Consider the following 15,137-nt stretch of genomic DNA (forward strand, 5'->3'; position numbering starts at 1 on the left):
GGTGGGCGGGGGCCTGGCCGCGGAGTTTGTCGACCCGGGCCGCGTCCGCGGCGAGCCGGGCGGCGATCTCGCGGAGCCGTGCGGCCGGTTCGGTGACGGGCTCGCGCCGGAAGAGACCGGCGTCCAGGCCCGGTCGGCCAGTTCGAGGGCGGTACCCGCCAGCGTGCTCAGCGCCTCCTCCGCCCCGGCCTGCTTCATCACGGTGCGGTTGGGGTCTTGGGGCTGCTGGGCGGTCATCGGGTGGTCGCCTTGGTGGTGGCGATGAGGGCGGCCACGGTCTCCCAGCCGTAGTGCCAGGCCGGGTCAGTTGACTGCACCGATTCGTTGACCAGCTGGACGCGCTGGAGGAGGACCTCCTCGCCCGTCGTGAGCCTGCTGTCCCCGAGAGCTGTCGCGGTGACATCGACGGACTCGACCTCACCCTCACCTTCCTCCGCGGCAAGCGCGAGCAGGCGGGGCGCTTCGATCACAGCGGTGGCCCGGTCGCGCTCGGGCTTCCTGTGATTCCCTCATCAAAAATCCCGGCTCGCAGGGCGGCGACCAGCAGGGCGGTCTAGCACGGGAGACGGAACCGACCCCTTGACTGGTGCTGCACGCCACGGCTGCTCGTGTTGTCCGCGCTGCGGCGGTACGGCGGTGCGCTGCGCTGACACCGCGGCGAAGACGCGGAGATGTGCTGACCGCCGTGCCATTGCGTCACCAGCGACAGGAGCTGACGAAGAGTTCGATTTTGCTGCGGAATCAGCCTGTGGTGGGGAACATGCCATACGACACGGGCAGGCAAAGCAGGGGCGAGGGGGAAGAGTGAGCGCTGGGGCCAGGATGCCGTTGCACGTCGACATCAAGTTCGTGTGGAGGCATCCGGAGGGGTGGTACAGCGACTATCCGCCGCAGACCGGAAACGGCGAGCGCGTCATGGTCGCCAAAGTTGCCTTCCGGATGGGCCATGGTGAGCTGGGACGCCAGCTAGCGAGCTATGCCAGCCAAGAAGGCTTGCAAGCAAGTGTGGCAAGCACCAGGTACGCCGTGGGTCCTGAGGTCGACTACTCGACACTCATCGGAGCGACAGTCACGATTCTTGGGGCTGCCGGGGGCATCGGCGGGGTTGCGGCTGTGCTCAAGGTGTTCTTCGAGCGCAACAACGGCAAGAAGGTCACCTTCGGTCAAGACGGTGAAGTCCTGGGTGTCGAAGGGCTGAGTGCTGACGAGATCGTCCGCCTCCTTGAAACGCTCAGCAGCCAGCGCGTGGAAGAGGAGAACTCAAGAAGCAGCGCACAGGAGCAGAACGTTTCGGGGGCGGTGGCGGAGCAGGCCATGAGCCCTTCGTTGCCGCATCCATCCCCTCTTCAACGCCTTCTCGCTCGTCGTCCTCGAAGCGGTGAGTGAACCTGGAAGCCGTCCGCCCTGGGGCATCAATGCCACAGACCTTCGGACAAGGCGTCTGCGGGAACCCAGCACGCGTGAGCTGGCGGGAGACAGCAGAGCCGGACACGGGCCTTCCCCCGTGAAGGTGGGCACGCGGTTATTGATCACGCGGCGAGCGTGAGTGTAGCGGTGTGGTGTCGGCGTTCGTATTCGTTGGGGCTGAGGTGGCCGTTGGCGGAGTGCCGGCGGCGGGTGTTGTAGCGGGTCAGCCAGGCGAAGACGGTCTGGCGGCAGGTGCCGGCGTTGCCGTAGTCCTGGGCGCCCTGGAGAGTCTCGCGTTTGAGGGATGCGTGGAAGCTTCCGCAGGCCGCGTTGTCTGCGCTGGTGCCGACCGCGCCCATCGACCGGGTGACGCCTCGGCTGGTCGCAGAGGCCGGAGAAGGCCCGGGATCCGTATTGCGCCCCGTGGCCGGAGTGGAACACGGCGCCCTCCAGGCCGCCGCGGGTCGAGGCTGTCATCCGCAGTGCGCCGGCGACCAGGCCGGTGCGCATGTAGTCGGCGATGGACCAGCCGACGACTTTGCGGCTGAAGCAGTCCAGCACGGTCGCGAGATAGAGGAACTCACCCCCTGCGAGAGGGAGATACGTGATGTCGCCCATGTACTTCAGGCCCGGCTCGGTGGCGGTGAAGTCCCGCTGGAACAGGTCTGGAACCGGTGAGGCTGCCGGGTCCGGGACGGTGGTGCGGACGCGTCTGCGCAGGCGGATGCCGGTGATGGAGAACGTCCGCATGATCCGGGCGACCCGCTTCTCGTTGACCCGCCGCCCTTTCCCGCGGAGCTCGGCGGTCACTCGCGGGGAGCCGTAGGCGCCGCCGGAGCCGCCGTGGACCTCGCGGATCTCCCCGGCCAGGATCCGGTCCTCCCGCTGCCGGGCAGCCCTGACCTCGGCGCCGGCGAGCCACGTGTAGTAGCTGGACCGGTTCACGTCCAGGACTTGGCAGAGCCGCTTCACCCCGAAGGTGTTCCGGTGGTCGTCAACGAACTGAAAGCGGCTCCTTACCAGTTCGTCTCTCCGGCGAAATACTTGGCCGCCTTGCGGAGTATGTCCTCCTCGGCGGCGAGCTTGCGCTCACTCGCCTCGAGCTCGGCCATCCGCGAGCGCGCTGTCGCCGAGGACTGGCGGGGTGAGATCGACGGACTCGATCTCACCCTCACCTTCCTGCGCAGCAAGCGCGAGCAGGCCCGCCGTTTCCAGTGAAGTGGCCAGGTCTCGCTCGGGCTTCCCGTCGTCCCACATCAGAAGTCCCAGCTCACAGGAGGGTGAGGGGAGCGCAGACGCCAGCAGTGCGGGCTGCATGATCACATTGGACAATCGCTGCCAACCAGGAGGCACAGAATGCTGTTGCGCAATGTGGTACTTGATGATGTTGACGCTTACATCCGGATGCGATGCGATCCCGACATGATGAAAGATCTCGGGGGCCCACTGCCGCGAGAAGGCATGGATGAGAAGGTGCAGCGCGATGTGCGCCGGGCTGCCGAGGACACCGCCTGGACCAAAATGATCATCCCCGAACCGGCTGCCCCCTCGGCCGTCGCCGGAACTGTGACGCTGTGGTCCCACGAAGCCGACGACCAGCACATCTCCGAGATCGGTTGGATGGTCCTGCCCGCCTTCCAAGGCCAGGGTTACGGCAAGCAAGCCGTGCGGACACTGCTTGAGATGGCCAGGGAGGACGGCCGCTGGGGACTCATCCACGCCTTTCCCGCAACCAGCAATCTGCCTTCCAATGGCATCTGCCGCGGTGTCGGCTTCACGTTCGTTGAAGAACAGAGCCTGGAGTTCGCCGGTCGAGTTCTGCAGACCAATCACTGGATCATCGACCCACGCACTGATTTGACCTGAGGGTCCGTAAAGTTAACGGCTCTGGCTCACATTCGGTGGTGACGCAGGGTGGCGAAGTGTCGTTGATATGGGCATGGAGAGTGTCAACGAGCTTGCGGCGACGGTGTTTTCGGGGGTATCCCCGCTGGTCATCGAGGATGTGCTCGACGAGCGCGAGCGGGTCGTCGTGAGGGCACGGACTCCGGAGAAGGCCGCAGTCTGTCCGGTGTGCCGTGCGTCGTCGGGACGTGTACACGGCTATCACTGGCGGACGGTGGCCGACGTGCCGGTCGACGGCCGACGGGTGGTGATCCGCGTACGGGTGCGTCGTCTGGTGTGTCCCACGCACGGCTGCTGTCACACCTTCCGCGAGCAGCTGCCCGGAGTGCTGGACCGATACCAGCGACGCACAACCCGTCTGACCAGGCAGGTCAAGGCCGTGGTGAAAGAGTTAGCGGGCCGTGCAGGATCTCGTTTGCTCGCGGTACTCGCGATGGGCCTCTCGCGTCACACGGCCCTGCGTACCCTGCTGTGCATCCAGTTGCCCACCGGGCGGGAGCCCCGAGTGATCGGCGTCGACGTTCTCGCTCTGCGCCGGCGGCACCGCTATGCCACCGTGGTGATCGCCGCCGAGACCCATGAGCGGATCGACGTGCTGCCCGACCGCACGGCCGACACGCTGGAAGCGTGGCTGCGTCAGCATCCCGGCATCGAGGTCGTGTGCCGCGACGGCTCCACGACCCACGCCGAAGCCATCCCCGTGCCCCTGCCCGACGCAGTGCAGGTCGCCAACCGGTGGCATTTGTGGCACAACCTGTGCGAAGCCGCCCTGAGCGAGGTCAAGGCGCACAGCACCTGCTGGGCCACCGTGCTGGACGCACCCCTGTATGACGGGCCCCGCGCACGGACCACCCTGGAACGCTGGCACCAGGTCCACGACCTGCTCGACCAAGGCGTTGGCCTCCTCGAATGCGCCCGCCGCCTGCAACTGGCCCTGAACACCATCAAACGCTATGCCCGCGCCGACCGGCCCGAGCGGATGCTCCGCGTCCCCAAGTACCGGTCCAGCCTCGTCGATCCCTACCGCGAGCACCTGCGCAAACGCCGGGCCGAGGACCCCGCCGTTCCCATCAAGCACCTCCTCGAGGAGATCAAAGCCCTCGGCTTCACCGGCTGCCTCAACCTCCTGCACAAGTACATCAATCAAGGACGCGCGGACGCCGACCGCATCCACATCTCAGCACGCAGACTCGCCCGGATGCTCCTCACCAGGCCCGACAACCTCAAGGCCGGCCATCACGACCTCCTCGCCCGCATTACCGCTGCCTGCCCCGAGATGACCCACCTGGCCACCGCCGTCCGGACCCTCGCCCCGCTCCTGAAACCTCAGCCCGAGAACGCCGACGCGCTCGAGCGTTGGATCGCCCAGGTCCGCGCAGCCGACCTGCCGCACCTGCACTCCTTCACCCGCGGCCTCGAGCGAGACCGCGACGCTGTCACCGCCTCGTTCACACTCCCATACAGCAACGGCCCAACCGAGGGCATCAACACCAAGACCAAGCGGATCGCCCGCCAGATGCACGGACGAGCAGGCTTCACCCTCCTCCGCCACCGCATCCTCCTCGGATAACGACACCCTCCGTCACCACCGAATGTGAGACAGAGCCGTTGACCGTACAGACCCGCTCCACGCCTACCGGGCTGGGCGTGGGAGTGCGGCATCTGTCGCAGCCCTGATGGCCAAGGCCGCACCCCCGGCACTTGTCTACCCCAATCGACCGGTCGGTTCAGGCGGGGAGGTGGCGGCGAAGGCTCGGTGCTGTCTGCGGCTACGCCGCCTGGGCGATGTTCAGGTCCAGGCCGGGTATGGGCTCGGGCGCCGGTTCGGCGGGCCTGGTCTGCTTCTTCAACAACATCCCTGCCGCGCCCTGGTTCTCCGTCCCGATGCTCTGCCTGTGCGGGCGTGCCAGCTCTGCTGGTGCTGTCCGTCTGGGGCGGGGGATTGGCGGCTGGGCTGTCGTCGGCATAAGCGTCTGGACTTTCTGTCTAGTCTGGACGTACAGTCCAGATATGAGTGAAGTGGAAGAGGGCCGGGACCCTCGTATTCGGATGTGGGGGCCGGTGTGCCACGCGGTGGCGCTGTTGCTCGGCCCGTACGCCGAGGTCGTCCTGCACGATCCGCAGACCGATCAGGTTCTGGAGATCTGGAACCCGATGACCGCCCGGGGCCCGGGGGATCCTTCGCTCCTCGGCGAGCTGGACGATCTGGAACCGTCGGCTCAGGATGTGTTCGGGCCGTACGAGAAGCTGCTCGTCGACGGCCGCCGGCTGACATCGGTCAGCTCGGTCCTGCGGGATGCGCAGGGCCGGCCGTCGGCGGTGCTGTGCATCAATCTCGACCGCACCCCGCTGGAACAGGCCGCCGCGGTCCTGTCCGCTTTCGGCGCCCCCACCGTGCAGCGCCCGGAGCCGTTGTTCGAGCAGGACTGGTCCGAGCGCATCCAGCACATCATCGGAAGCTACGTCCGTGAGACGGGGCGCCCTGTGGAGCGCATGACCCGTCAGGACCGCCTGGCCGTTCTCGGCCGGCTGGATGAGGCGCGGGTGTTCGCGGTGCGCCGCGCCGCCCCGGTCGTCGCCGGCGCCCTGCGGGTGTCCCGCTCGACTGTCTACGGCCTGCTGGCCGAGCTCAGATCACCGAACGTGAAGGACTGATGCATCATGACCCGACTGCCCGACTTCCGTCTGGAAACGTACTTCTCGCGGTGGGAGTTCACCGCCCGCCACCACCTGACCGCCTCTGATGTCCAGACCATGACACTCGGCGAGCTCCTCTCGCTGGCCGACGACAAGGACCGCGAGGCCTTCGAAAACCTGTCCCTGGGCTATACCGAGACGTTCGGCGACCGCGCCCTGCGCGAAGTGATCGCACAGACCTACGAGCACGCCGACGCAGACGACGTCATCTGCTTCGCGGGGGCCGAGGAGGCCCTCTACCTGGCGATGAACGTCCTGCTCGACGCCGGGGACCACGCGGTGGTGGTGACGCCGAACTACCAGGCCGCCGAGACGGTGCCGCTGGCGCTGTGCGAGGTCACCGGCGTGGCCCTCGACCCCGAGCGGGACTGGGCCCTGGACCTCGACGAGGTGGCGGCGGCCATACGACCCAATACCCGGGTCGTCTCGGTGAACTTCCCCAACAACCCCACCGGCAAGGTCATCGGCGCGGCCGATTTCACCGCGCTGGCCCGCCTGTGCGACGAGCGCGACATCCACCTGTTCAGCGACGAGGTCTACCGCGGCCTGGAGCGCGACCCGGCCCGCATCCTCCCGCAGGCCACCGATCTCTCCGGGCGCGCCTTGTCCTTGAACGTGACGTCGAAGTCCCTGGGGCTGCCCGGGCTGCGGATCGGCTGGATCACCTGCCGCGACCGCGAGTTGCTCTCGCGCCTGGAGCGGGCCAAGCACTACACCACCATCTGCAACTCCGCGCCCAGCGAGGTCCTGGCGCGCATCGCGCTCAAGGCCCGCGAGCCGATCCTGCGCCGCAACCGTGCGCTCATCGCGGCGAACCTGCCGGCGTTCGAGGCGTTCTTCGCCGAGTTCGCGGACGACTTCGAATGGCAGGCTCCGGACGGCGGGTGCGTCGCCTACCCCCGCTACCTCGGCGCCGAGGGGGTGGAGGAGTTCTGCACCCGTCTGGTGGACGAAGCAGGTGTCCTGCTGCTGCCCGCGAGTATCTACCATTCCGAACTCACTGCCACCCCCGCCGACCGGTTCCGCATCGGCATCGGCCGCAGCAACCCGGAAGAAGGCCTGGCAGCCTTCGCCACATGGATGCGAACGGGCCGATGACGACGAGCCTGCCCGTCTTCGACACGGGCCCCATCGAGACGGCCGCCACCCCCCAGATGGTCCTTGACACCGTCCGTGACGCTCTCATCGCCCACGCCGAAGGCCGCACCAGCGTCCCCCCGCCCCTGCACATGGACTTCCCCGAAGCCAACGGGGACTGCCATGTGAAAGCCGGCTGGATCACCGACGCCACCGACTTCACCGTCAAGATCGCGACCGGCTTCTACGGCAACCACGGTCTCGGCCTCCGCTCCAACCACGGTCTGGTCTGCGTCATCAGCGCCCGCACCGGACAGATACGCGCCATCCTCAACGACCGCGGCATGCTGACCGCCTGGCGCACCGCTGCCGCAGGAGCACTGGTCACCCACGCCATGGCCCGGCCCACGGCCCTCACCCTGGGCCTCTTCGGCACCGGCGAACAAGCACTCCTCCAGGCCGTCTGGCTGGCCAAACTCCGCACCATCAGCCAGATACTCGTCCACGGCCGCAACCTGCACAATGCTGCAGCCCTGTGCGAGGAACTCCACAAGAACGGCCTCCCAGCCCGGCCCGCTTCCGCACAGCAGACTGCCGGCGCCGACATGATCATCACCACCACACCGGCGACAGCACCCGTCCTGAACGCCGCCGACGTCTCCGAGGGCACCCACGTGACAGGCATCGGCACGGACATGCCCCACAAGAACGAGCTGCCACCGGCGCTCTTCGCCCGCGCACAGCTCATCGCGACCGACGACCACGCCCAGTGCCTCGACCACGGGGACTTCGGCCACGCCGTCCGCGCCGGGGCCGCCGCGCCCGACAGCGACATCCCGGTCGGCCGGCTTCTCAAAACACCCCCCGACCGCCCCGAAACGGCGATCACGGTCGCCGACCTCACCGGTGTGGGAGCCCTCGACGCGGCACTCGCCTCGGCCATCCTCCACCACCTCCTGCGGTAACCACCGCAGCCCGGACAGGCGAAGCATCGCCGACACCGCTCACACCCCCCACCGCCAGGACCCTGCCATGGACGCCAGCACCGACATCGAAACGGCCCCATCCCCAGCCGCCCCGACGTTCGTCCCACCGCAGTCCGCCACCCACGCACGGGCCGACTCGCGCCCTTGCGTCTGGAAGCTCCCGCACCATCCCGCGTCCGCCGGCACAGCACGCCGCATCACCACCACCGTCCTCGATGGCTGGGACGTAGACGGCGAGACCATCGACCAAGCACTGCTCGTCGTCTCCGAACTCGTCACCAACGCCATCGAACACGCCCTGCCCCCGTCGCCCTCCACCTCCAGCGCCCCGGAAACGACGGCGCCCTGCGCATCGAGGTCGGCGACGGCGGCCCCGCCGACAACGAGGGCACCTGGACCACCAGCTGCGCGCCGGAAGAGCACGGTCGCGGCGTGAGCATCATCGCCCTGCTGGCAAGCGCGCACGGCACCCGCATCCTGGCCCACACCGTCACCTACTGGGCAGTCCTCCCGGCCGCCGCCTGAACACGCGTCGATCCCTGCGAGGCCGGCGGCCTCCGCCCGAGCCCGGCTGCCGAAGGGGTGATCGCGGCGTGGCGCGGCCAGGTCCGGCCGAAGCCACTGTTCTTCCTGCAAGGAGCCCGCATGAATGACCGTGCACCCGGCGTCTTCGGCAACGAGTCGTCGTCGTGCGGAGTTCGGCCGCTGTCCGGTGCCTCGACGTCGATCGCTGCGCTTGTCGGCCACTTGGAAGCGGGCGAGCCCCGAAGGATCATGACGTGGAGGGAGTTCAATGAGAACACCTCGATGGCGGATGAGGGCGGGCGGGCTGCCGATTCGGGTGGGGCGCGATCGCCGCACCTGGCCGACGCCGTGTCCGGCTGGTTCGCCAACGGAGGCGGCGCCTGCTGGATCGTGGGCGCGGGACAGGACGGCTCGGTCGCGGGTTACGAGGCGGCCGTGGCTTCCCTGGACCCTGAGGTGAACATCGTGGTCACCCCAGACCTGTGGGAGGGCGGGGATGACGGTGCGGCGATCGCGAGGGTTCTCGCCCGGAACTGCGCGGCGGCTCCCAACCGGATGGCCCTCCTGCACACCGCCAAGGACGCGGACGCCGCCGCGGTGCCGAAGCTGCTCGGTCTGAACGAGGAGGAGGCGCAGTACACCACGGTCTACTACCCCTGGCTGTCGGTGAGCGGCGTCAGCCAAGGGGAGTCCCGGCTGATACCGCCTTGCGGGCACGTCGCGGGTACCTGGGCACGGACCGACGCCGAGCGCGGTGATGACAAGGCGCTGGCCCATGTTGCTCTCCGCAGGGGTACGCGACTGCAGCGCAGACTCACCGCCGCCGAGCAGGGCGAGCTGAACCACATGGGCGTGAACTGCCTGCGTGCCTTCCCGGGCCAGGGAACGCTGATCTGGGGCGCACGCACGCTTTCCCAGGACAGTGACTGGCGCTATCTGTACGTCCGGCGCCTCGCCGGCCACCTCACGGCGTCGATCAGTAGTGAAACCCGCTGGGCCGCCTTCGAGCGGAACGACGAGAGGCTGCGAGCCGCCGTCCGCGCGAACGTCACCTCCTTTCTCACGAGCAAGTGGCGCACCGGCGCACTCCTCGGAAAGAACCCGGAGGACTCCTTCCACGTGATCTGCGACGAGAGCAACAACCCGCCTCAGACGGCACAAAAGCGCCTCGCCATCCGCGTCGGCTTCGCTGCCCTGCGGCCCGCAGAGCTCATCAGCATCGACATCGTCCACCAGCACCCCGCCGAATAGCCCCGGCGGTCGCCGCCAGCACCACGTGCCCCGGCGCCCGGACCTGCCCGCGCCACTGGATCGTCACGCGCGGCTGAGCCCGGACCAAGCCCGCGGTACGGCCGGGCTTGCCCGCGCACGCACTGCAGCGACCGAGTCGTAATGCTCGGCTTCCTCACCGCGCCCCGACAGCGCAGGTGGACAGGGGAGAGGAGAACGGGTGTGGTCCTCCTCCCGCTCTGCTCGGCCGAGAACGTGGCCCTGTGCGGCCCGGCACGGACCGGAGGCAGACGTACCGAACCGGCACAGGCCCGCGCCGCGAACTTTCCCCCGGAGGCACCGAGGACCGCGGCCCCAAGAACCGGGCCACTCAAGAAATCGGGGGCCCATCGCCTTCGCACCCAAGGGCCCCACCCTGAATCGACGAGGAAACGATGTGCGAACACCTGAACCGCATCTGGTCCCACACCCCAGCCGAGTGGATCCGCCTCCGGCAAACGGAACTCCGCGTGCTGGCCTACGAGATAGTCGAGGAACTCCTGCAGAACACCCCGGGATTCTCCGCACTCGTCAACGACAACGAGACCATCGACGACGAATCGCTCAGACAATCGGTGGGAAAAGCCCTGATCACTGCCCTCGGCTGCCAGCGACCGGAAGACCAGGACCCCAGCAGCGGGGATCACGGCCCCGACCACGAGAGCGACGACCCACATGACGGCAGCCACGAGCCAAGCCGGCCAGACACCCGGGAACCCGCCCGCCGCACCAGCCCCATACCCGCCCGCCACACCGGCCCCGGCCCCGCACACCACGGCGGACACGAGGCCACAGACCAAGCCAGTGCCAGCGACCGGCAGCAACCCGCCGCACCGCAGCGCCCCCTCACCGACCTGGCCGAGACGGCCAGCTGGCCCTTGCCGCCCGCCGTACGGGGCGTCGTACTGGCGCCCCCCGGCGAGACACGACAGCTGGCGGCCGTGCTGGACGACTCCCTCGCTGGCATGTTCGCCGGCCGGCCCTGCCTGCTCGTCCCGAGCCCCGGCCCGGGCCCGGGCGCCCGCGCGCGGCTGGAACTTCCTCTGCGCGGACGCCTCGCAGCCGTGGGCCACCAGGTCCCCCTGAAAGACACCGCGTCCTCCCTGCGCTGGGCCCTGCGCCTGCTCGCCCTCACTCCGGCCCGCCACGGGCTGGAGCCCCGGCCCGTCTTCGTCGACGACCACCTCTCCACTGTGATCCTCCTCCAGGACGAACCGCTGGCCCAGGCGCTGGCCGCCCAATGGCTGCGGCCCCTGGCAGGCCTGACCCCACGCCAGAGCGAGCGGCTGGAGGCGACCCTGCTCGCCTGGCTCGAACGCGGTGGCGCCCCAGAGGCCGCAAAGGCCCTGAACGTGCATCCCCAGACCGTCCGGTACCGCATGCGCCAACTGGAGAAACTCTTCGGACCGCAGCTACGTGACCCCCGTACCCGGTTCGAACTGAGGATGACCTTGCACAGCCGCCGGCTGATGGCGCAGATTCGGATTCCGCACGCGCGGCGGGGCCGTAGAACGGACCGCGTCACCACAGCGAACTTCACACCGCTGGCCGTGGAAAGAAGCGCCCGCGTCAACGGCCTGTGACCGCAGCAGTCCGGCCCGGTGGGCTCCGCCCCTCGGGCGGGGCCCCATCCGCCGCCGGACGCTGACCGCCGTTACGGCGACCCGTTCGTCGCGGGCTTGCTGGCGGCGTCGCGCATCTCCTGGGTGTCGTGCGGGGGCGGGCTCGGTGAAGGCGGGCTGAGAGCAGATCAGGGCCCGCTCATTGAGGACGCATTCCTCCCCGCCGGGCATGCGGTGGTGGGCGGCCCGCATGTGGATGTGTTCGGTGACCTGGTGGAGGTACGGCGTCGGCATGGCGTGGTGGTGGATGTACGAGCAGCCCTGCTCCGACTGATTGACGGTTCAGGGCTGCTGGTGTTCGGGCGGGCTGTTGCGGCGGATCACTTCGGTGGCCAGCTCTACTCGCGAGGTCAGTCCGAGCTTGCGCAGGATGTTGGAGACGTGGGTGCTGACGGTGCGGCGCGAGATGCACATGCGGGCGGCTGTTTCGGGGTTGGAGTGTCCAGCAGCGACGTGACCGGCGATGATGCGCTCGGTGGAGGTGAGTGCTTCCCATCCCAGGCGGGCGGTGTTGCGGGGGCCGCGGTTGCCGCGGCTCACGGAGACCGCGCGAAGGCGGGCGGTGGCACGCGCCGCGTCCCAGACTGCGCCCAGGCCGGCGTAGATCGCCAGGGCTCGCTCGAGGTGGGCGCGGCCGTCCGAGGGCCGGCCGCGCATCGCGTGCAGCTCGGCGGCGTCGGTGAGGGCGTGCGCCTGGTTCAGCGGCCGTGTGGCTTCACTGTAGTGACGGGCTGCTTCCAGCAGCAGCTCCGGATCCTGTGCGATGAGCCCCTCGCACCGGCAGGCGTCCCCCAGATGGTAGGGAGCGCTGCTGTGTGCGGCACGCGAGCGCGCCGCCTGCGCGTAACGCCGGGCTGCCGGCGAGTCGCCCTGGTCAAGCGCGAGTCGGACCAGATCGGGTGTCAGGAAGCTGAGGATCAGCTGACCGGGCAGATGCCCGATTCCGGCGTCGAAGCTGTGCGCCAGCCGGCGGAAGGCCCGCTCGGGATGCCCTTGCGCCTCGTCCAGCAGGGCCTGGGTGCACAAGAGGACGTACTCGTAGAACCAGGAGACCGTTCCGCTGTCTTGTGCCGCTGCAGCCTGGCTCATATGGGTCTCAGCGTCGTCCCGCCGGCCTTGATGGACGGCTATTGCCCCCGCCAACGCTCTCAACGCCCGGCTCATTGCAAAGTGGACGCCGGGGTCGAGGCCGGCGTCCACCTCTGCGATCGCGTCCTCCCACCGGCCGGCATGGAACGCCAGCAGCGCACAGGACAGGTGGTACCACGGCAGGAACACACCCCCGAGGTCCTCGGCGCTTGGGCGGACGCTTGCCAAGGTGCGCTCCGCGTCCGGGGTCAGATCCAGTTCCATATAGCAGTTGGCCAGCGCGAGCTGCAGCCCGAGCCACTGCGCCGGGTGGATCGTCTCGGGTGTCAGACGCGACGCCTGACGGGCAAGCTCCAGTGCTTCAAGGCCAGGAGCCTCCAGGAAATGCTTGGCGGCCAGCACTTGCAGGGCGTAGGCCAAGGCCGTTGCGTCGCCCAGCTCGGCAGCCGCGCGCCGCGCAGCGGAAGCCACGGCTCCCGCTTCCGGCAGCCTCCCCAGGGCGAAGAGGCATACCGATGCAAATGCTTGGAACCGGACCGCATCGAGTGTCGGCGCGCCCGCTGTTCCGCACGTAAGACGGGTTTCTGCCAGAGCGACGTCGGGGCGGCCGCGCGCGAACGCGGCCTGCACGATGATCCAGCGAAACAGATCTTCCAGACCGGAACCGGCAGGTCTGGCCAGAGCGATGCGGGCGCTCTCCTCGGCCTCGGCCAGAAGACCTGATGACAGTTGCGCGACGACACGGTGCAGACGTAACTGCTCGTAGCACGGGTCAGCGGGATCGGCGATCTCCAGCGCCGTGCCCAGCAGCCGCAGGGCCAGACCGGGCGCACGGGCGGTGAGCTGCGCTGCGGACCCGGTTATCCAGGGAACCAAGAACTCCCCGTCCGGAGGAGCGGCTTCCAGCAGATGTCCGGCGACTCGCTCGGGCGCCGCCCCGGCCCGGGTCAGCGCCTGTGCGGCCCGGATGTGCAGCAGCGAGCGCACGGAACTCGGCACGGCGTCGTGCAGAGCTTGGCGTACCAGGTCATGACGAAAGACGACACGTGGGCCGTCGGGAGTCAGGATTCCGGCCGCTTCGGCATCAGCGACGCTGGTGAGCAGGACGTGGGCCGGCACCTCCAGAACTGCTGCCAGATCGTGGAGCGTGCAGCTGGCTCCCAGCACGGACGCCGCACGCAACACCTGCAGGACCTCGTCACGCAGGTACGCCAGCCGGTGAGTGATCAGCGTGTCGATCGCCGGAACGGGGCAATCGGCCGTGACCTCTGCGACGGCCCCGTGCAGCGTGATCGCCTCTTCCCGTTGAAGGGCGGCGATCAGCATCTCCAGGTACAGCGGGTTGCCTGCCGCCCCCTCGCACAGCCGAAGCAACCGAGGGCCGGGTTCATGCCCGATCGTGCCGGCCACCAACAAGGGCACGGCTGAGGAGGCCAGCGGACCGAGCTGCAGCACCGTGCGATTGCTGCCTCGCAGCCCGCGGGCGAGTACGTCGACCTCGACCACCCGGGGAACCGGGCGAAGCGCCCCGACGATCAGCAGCGGCAACTGAGCCACCGATTGCACGAGGCGCTGCAATACCAGCGCACTGGCCCGATCGGCCCACTGGAGATCATCGACGAAGAGCGCTACGGGTCCCTGCGCACAGATCTCCTCCACCAGAACGCACATGGCCTCCACGGTGGCGAAATCCGCGCCTCCCGGCGTGCCTGGCAGCCCGTACCGAGCCTGGCCCAAGAGGACTTCGGCGGCCCGTGCGCGCAGCGGGTCCATAGGGCCGTTATCGATCCCCAGGCAGGCCGATATCAACGCGAACGGGCGATGCGCCTCCAGCTCCCGGGCCGAGCCCCACAGCGCCTGGAGGCCGGCGCCTTCGGCGTCTGCCGCCGCGCACCGCAGCAGCGCTGTCTTGCCCGCCCCGGCCTCGCCGACGATGAACACAGCCTGCCCCGAGCCGTGCGCGGCACGTAGCGCCAGAGTGGTGAGGATCGCCGTTTCGGCATCGCGTCCGACGAGGCGAGGCCCCAAGAATTGCACGGCCGTCCCTCCAGTGGTGATGCCATCTGCCTGCTGAACCAGGCAGGCTTGTGCCGGACCCGACCGGTGGTGCCGCGGTGTCGGGTTAAGAAGAGTCAGCTGCCCGACGAGAGGTAACAGCCTCTGACTGAGTGCCCTTCCCCGACAGCAGGTGGCGACGGTCGCATTCCCGCAATTCGGCCAAGGCCTCACCTCTGCGAGTCACGCCCGCCGGGCTGCGACTCGTCGAGCTGACTCCACGACAGCAGACAATAGACGCAGTCTCGTTCCGGTACGTACCGGGTGGCGCACATTTGAGCTTCATAAGAGGCTTCGGAGGCCGGACAGCCGATCCGGGGCTTTTCTCCGGCGTCGGCCTGCCACACCCGATCGGCCTGGCGTACGGCTGAAAGACGCGCCGGCACACAGCCGCAGGACTGCCCTCGTCCCGCGCCCCCAGCCCGGACACCCACCGACCCCAAGCATTCCTACGTCAGGTGACGGATGTATCGGCAGCTGGGCGTTCCTACTTTGGCGGTGCTAC

12 protein-coding genes and 2 pseudogenes are annotated in these 15,137 nt (G+C 68.7%); 10 read left to right on the forward strand and 4 right to left on the reverse strand.

The features are described from left to right. Window positions 1–233 precede the first annotated feature (233 nt). Complete coding sequence (locus OG429_RS39250; RefSeq protein WP_328930021.1) at window positions 234–470, reverse strand: hypothetical protein; 237 nt, start codon at window positions 468–470, stop codon at window positions 234–236. Between the two features lie 352 nt (window positions 471–822). Here OG429_RS39250 and OG429_RS39255 point away from each other — a divergent pair, with 352 nt between their 5' ends. After that, entirely contained in the window at window positions 823–1,386 is a 564-nt protein-coding gene (locus tag OG429_RS39255) for a hypothetical protein (RefSeq protein ID WP_328930022.1), read from the forward strand. A 143-nt stretch (window positions 1,387–1,529) separates the two neighbouring features. Here the strand turns inward: OG429_RS39255 and OG429_RS41695 are convergent. Both OG429_RS41695 and OG429_RS41700 read right to left on the reverse strand, forming a co-directional pair. Next, window positions 1,530–1,769 (reverse strand): annotated as a pseudogene (locus OG429_RS41695) (integrase core domain-containing protein); the annotation flags it as partial. A 31-nt stretch (window positions 1,770–1,800) separates the two neighbouring features. Continuing rightward, a pseudogene (locus OG429_RS41700) lies at window positions 1,801–2,379 on the reverse strand (IS3 family transposase); the annotation flags it as partial. A gap of 15 nt (window positions 2,380–2,394) precedes the next feature. Between OG429_RS41700 and OG429_RS41705 the strand changes: the two are divergent. The 9 genes from OG429_RS41705 (at window position 2,395) to OG429_RS39305 (ending at window position 11,449) form a co-directional block, all read left to right on the forward strand. Further along, window positions 2,395–2,625, forward strand: a complete 231-nt coding sequence (locus tag OG429_RS41705; RefSeq protein ID WP_443051305.1) for a hypothetical protein — start codon at window positions 2,395–2,397, stop codon at window positions 2,623–2,625. A gap of 138 nt (window positions 2,626–2,763) precedes the next feature. Then, window positions 2,764–3,273 carry a GNAT family N-acetyltransferase gene (locus tag OG429_RS39270; protein WP_328930024.1) on the forward strand — a complete coding sequence of 170 codons (510 nt, stop codon included), beginning with the start codon at window positions 2,764–2,766 and terminating at the stop codon, window positions 3,271–3,273. Window positions 3,274–3,340: 67 nt separating this feature from the next. Further along, window positions 3,341–4,882 (forward strand): ISL3 family transposase, encoded by a 1,542-nt coding sequence (locus OG429_RS39275; protein WP_328930025.1) that lies wholly within the window; start codon window positions 3,341–3,343, stop codon window positions 4,880–4,882. Between the two features lie 440 nt (window positions 4,883–5,322). After that, window positions 5,323–5,967, forward strand: a complete 645-nt coding sequence (locus OG429_RS39280; protein ID WP_328930026.1) for a helix-turn-helix transcriptional regulator — start codon at window positions 5,323–5,325, stop codon at window positions 5,965–5,967. A 6-nt stretch (window positions 5,968–5,973) separates the two neighbouring features. Further along, the gene (locus OG429_RS39285) at window positions 5,974–7,107 is read left to right on the forward strand and encodes a pyridoxal phosphate-dependent aminotransferase (RefSeq protein WP_328930027.1); all 1,134 of its coding nucleotides are present in this window, start codon (window positions 5,974–5,976) and stop codon (window positions 7,105–7,107) included. After that, window positions 7,086–8,051: an ornithine cyclodeaminase family protein gene (locus OG429_RS39290; protein ID WP_328930028.1), complete on the forward strand. Its 966-nt coding sequence runs from the start codon at window positions 7,086–7,088 to the stop codon at window positions 8,049–8,051. Before OG429_RS39285 ends, OG429_RS39290 begins: the two co-directional genes overlap by 22 nt. Before the next feature lie 67 nt (window positions 8,052–8,118). Continuing rightward, window positions 8,119–8,508 carry an ATP-binding protein gene (locus OG429_RS39295; RefSeq protein WP_328930029.1) on the forward strand — a complete coding sequence of 130 codons (390 nt, stop codon included), beginning with the start codon at window positions 8,119–8,121 and terminating at the stop codon, window positions 8,506–8,508. 338 nt (window positions 8,509–8,846) lie between these two features. Further along, window positions 8,847–9,848, forward strand: a complete 1,002-nt coding sequence (locus OG429_RS39300; RefSeq protein WP_328930030.1) for a phage tail sheath family protein — start codon at window positions 8,847–8,849, stop codon at window positions 9,846–9,848. 413 nt (window positions 9,849–10,261) lie between these two features. After that, window positions 10,262–11,449: a helix-turn-helix domain-containing protein gene (locus OG429_RS39305; RefSeq protein WP_328930031.1), complete on the forward strand. Its 1,188-nt coding sequence runs from the start codon at window positions 10,262–10,264 to the stop codon at window positions 11,447–11,449. Window positions 11,450–11,770: 321 nt separating this feature from the next. Here OG429_RS39305 and OG429_RS39310 read toward each other — a convergent pair whose 3' ends face one another. Then, a complete protein-coding gene (locus tag OG429_RS39310; protein WP_328930032.1) occupies window positions 11,771–14,614 on the reverse strand; it encodes an ATP-binding protein in 2,844 nt (947 codons plus the stop codon). Between the last annotated feature and the right edge of the window lie 523 nt (window positions 14,615–15,137).

The organism is Streptomyces sp. NBC_00190 (assembly GCF_036203305.1).
Lineage (GTDB): Bacteria > Actinomycetota > Actinomycetes > Streptomycetales > Streptomycetaceae > Streptomyces.

Excerpts from the sequence above, each read along its gene's own strand:
- OG429_RS39255 (WP_328930022.1), top strand. The coding sequence starts at position 823 with ATGCCGTTGCACGTCGACATCAAGTTCGTGTGGAGGCATCCGGAGGGG.
- OG429_RS39270 (WP_328930024.1), top strand. The coding sequence starts at position 2,764 with ATGCTGTTGCGCAATGTGGTACTTGATGATGTTGACGCTTACATCCGG.
- OG429_RS39275 (WP_328930025.1), top strand. The coding sequence starts at position 3,341 with ATGGGCATGGAGAGTGTCAACGAGCTTGCGGCGACGGTGTTTTCGGGG.
- OG429_RS39280 (WP_328930026.1), top strand. The coding sequence starts at position 5,323 with ATGAGTGAAGTGGAAGAGGGCCGGGACCCTCGTATTCGGATGTGGGGG.
- OG429_RS39285 (WP_328930027.1), top strand. The coding sequence starts at position 5,974 with ATGACCCGACTGCCCGACTTCCGTCTGGAAACGTACTTCTCGCGGTGG.
- OG429_RS39290 (WP_328930028.1), top strand. The coding sequence starts at position 7,086 with ATGGATGCGAACGGGCCGATGACGACGAGCCTGCCCGTCTTCGACACG.
- OG429_RS39295 (WP_328930029.1), top strand. The coding sequence starts at position 8,119 with ATGGACGCCAGCACCGACATCGAAACGGCCCCATCCCCAGCCGCCCCG.
- OG429_RS39300 (WP_328930030.1), top strand. The coding sequence starts at position 8,847 with ATGACGTGGAGGGAGTTCAATGAGAACACCTCGATGGCGGATGAGGGC.
- OG429_RS39305 (WP_328930031.1), top strand. The coding sequence starts at position 10,262 with ATGTGCGAACACCTGAACCGCATCTGGTCCCACACCCCAGCCGAGTGG.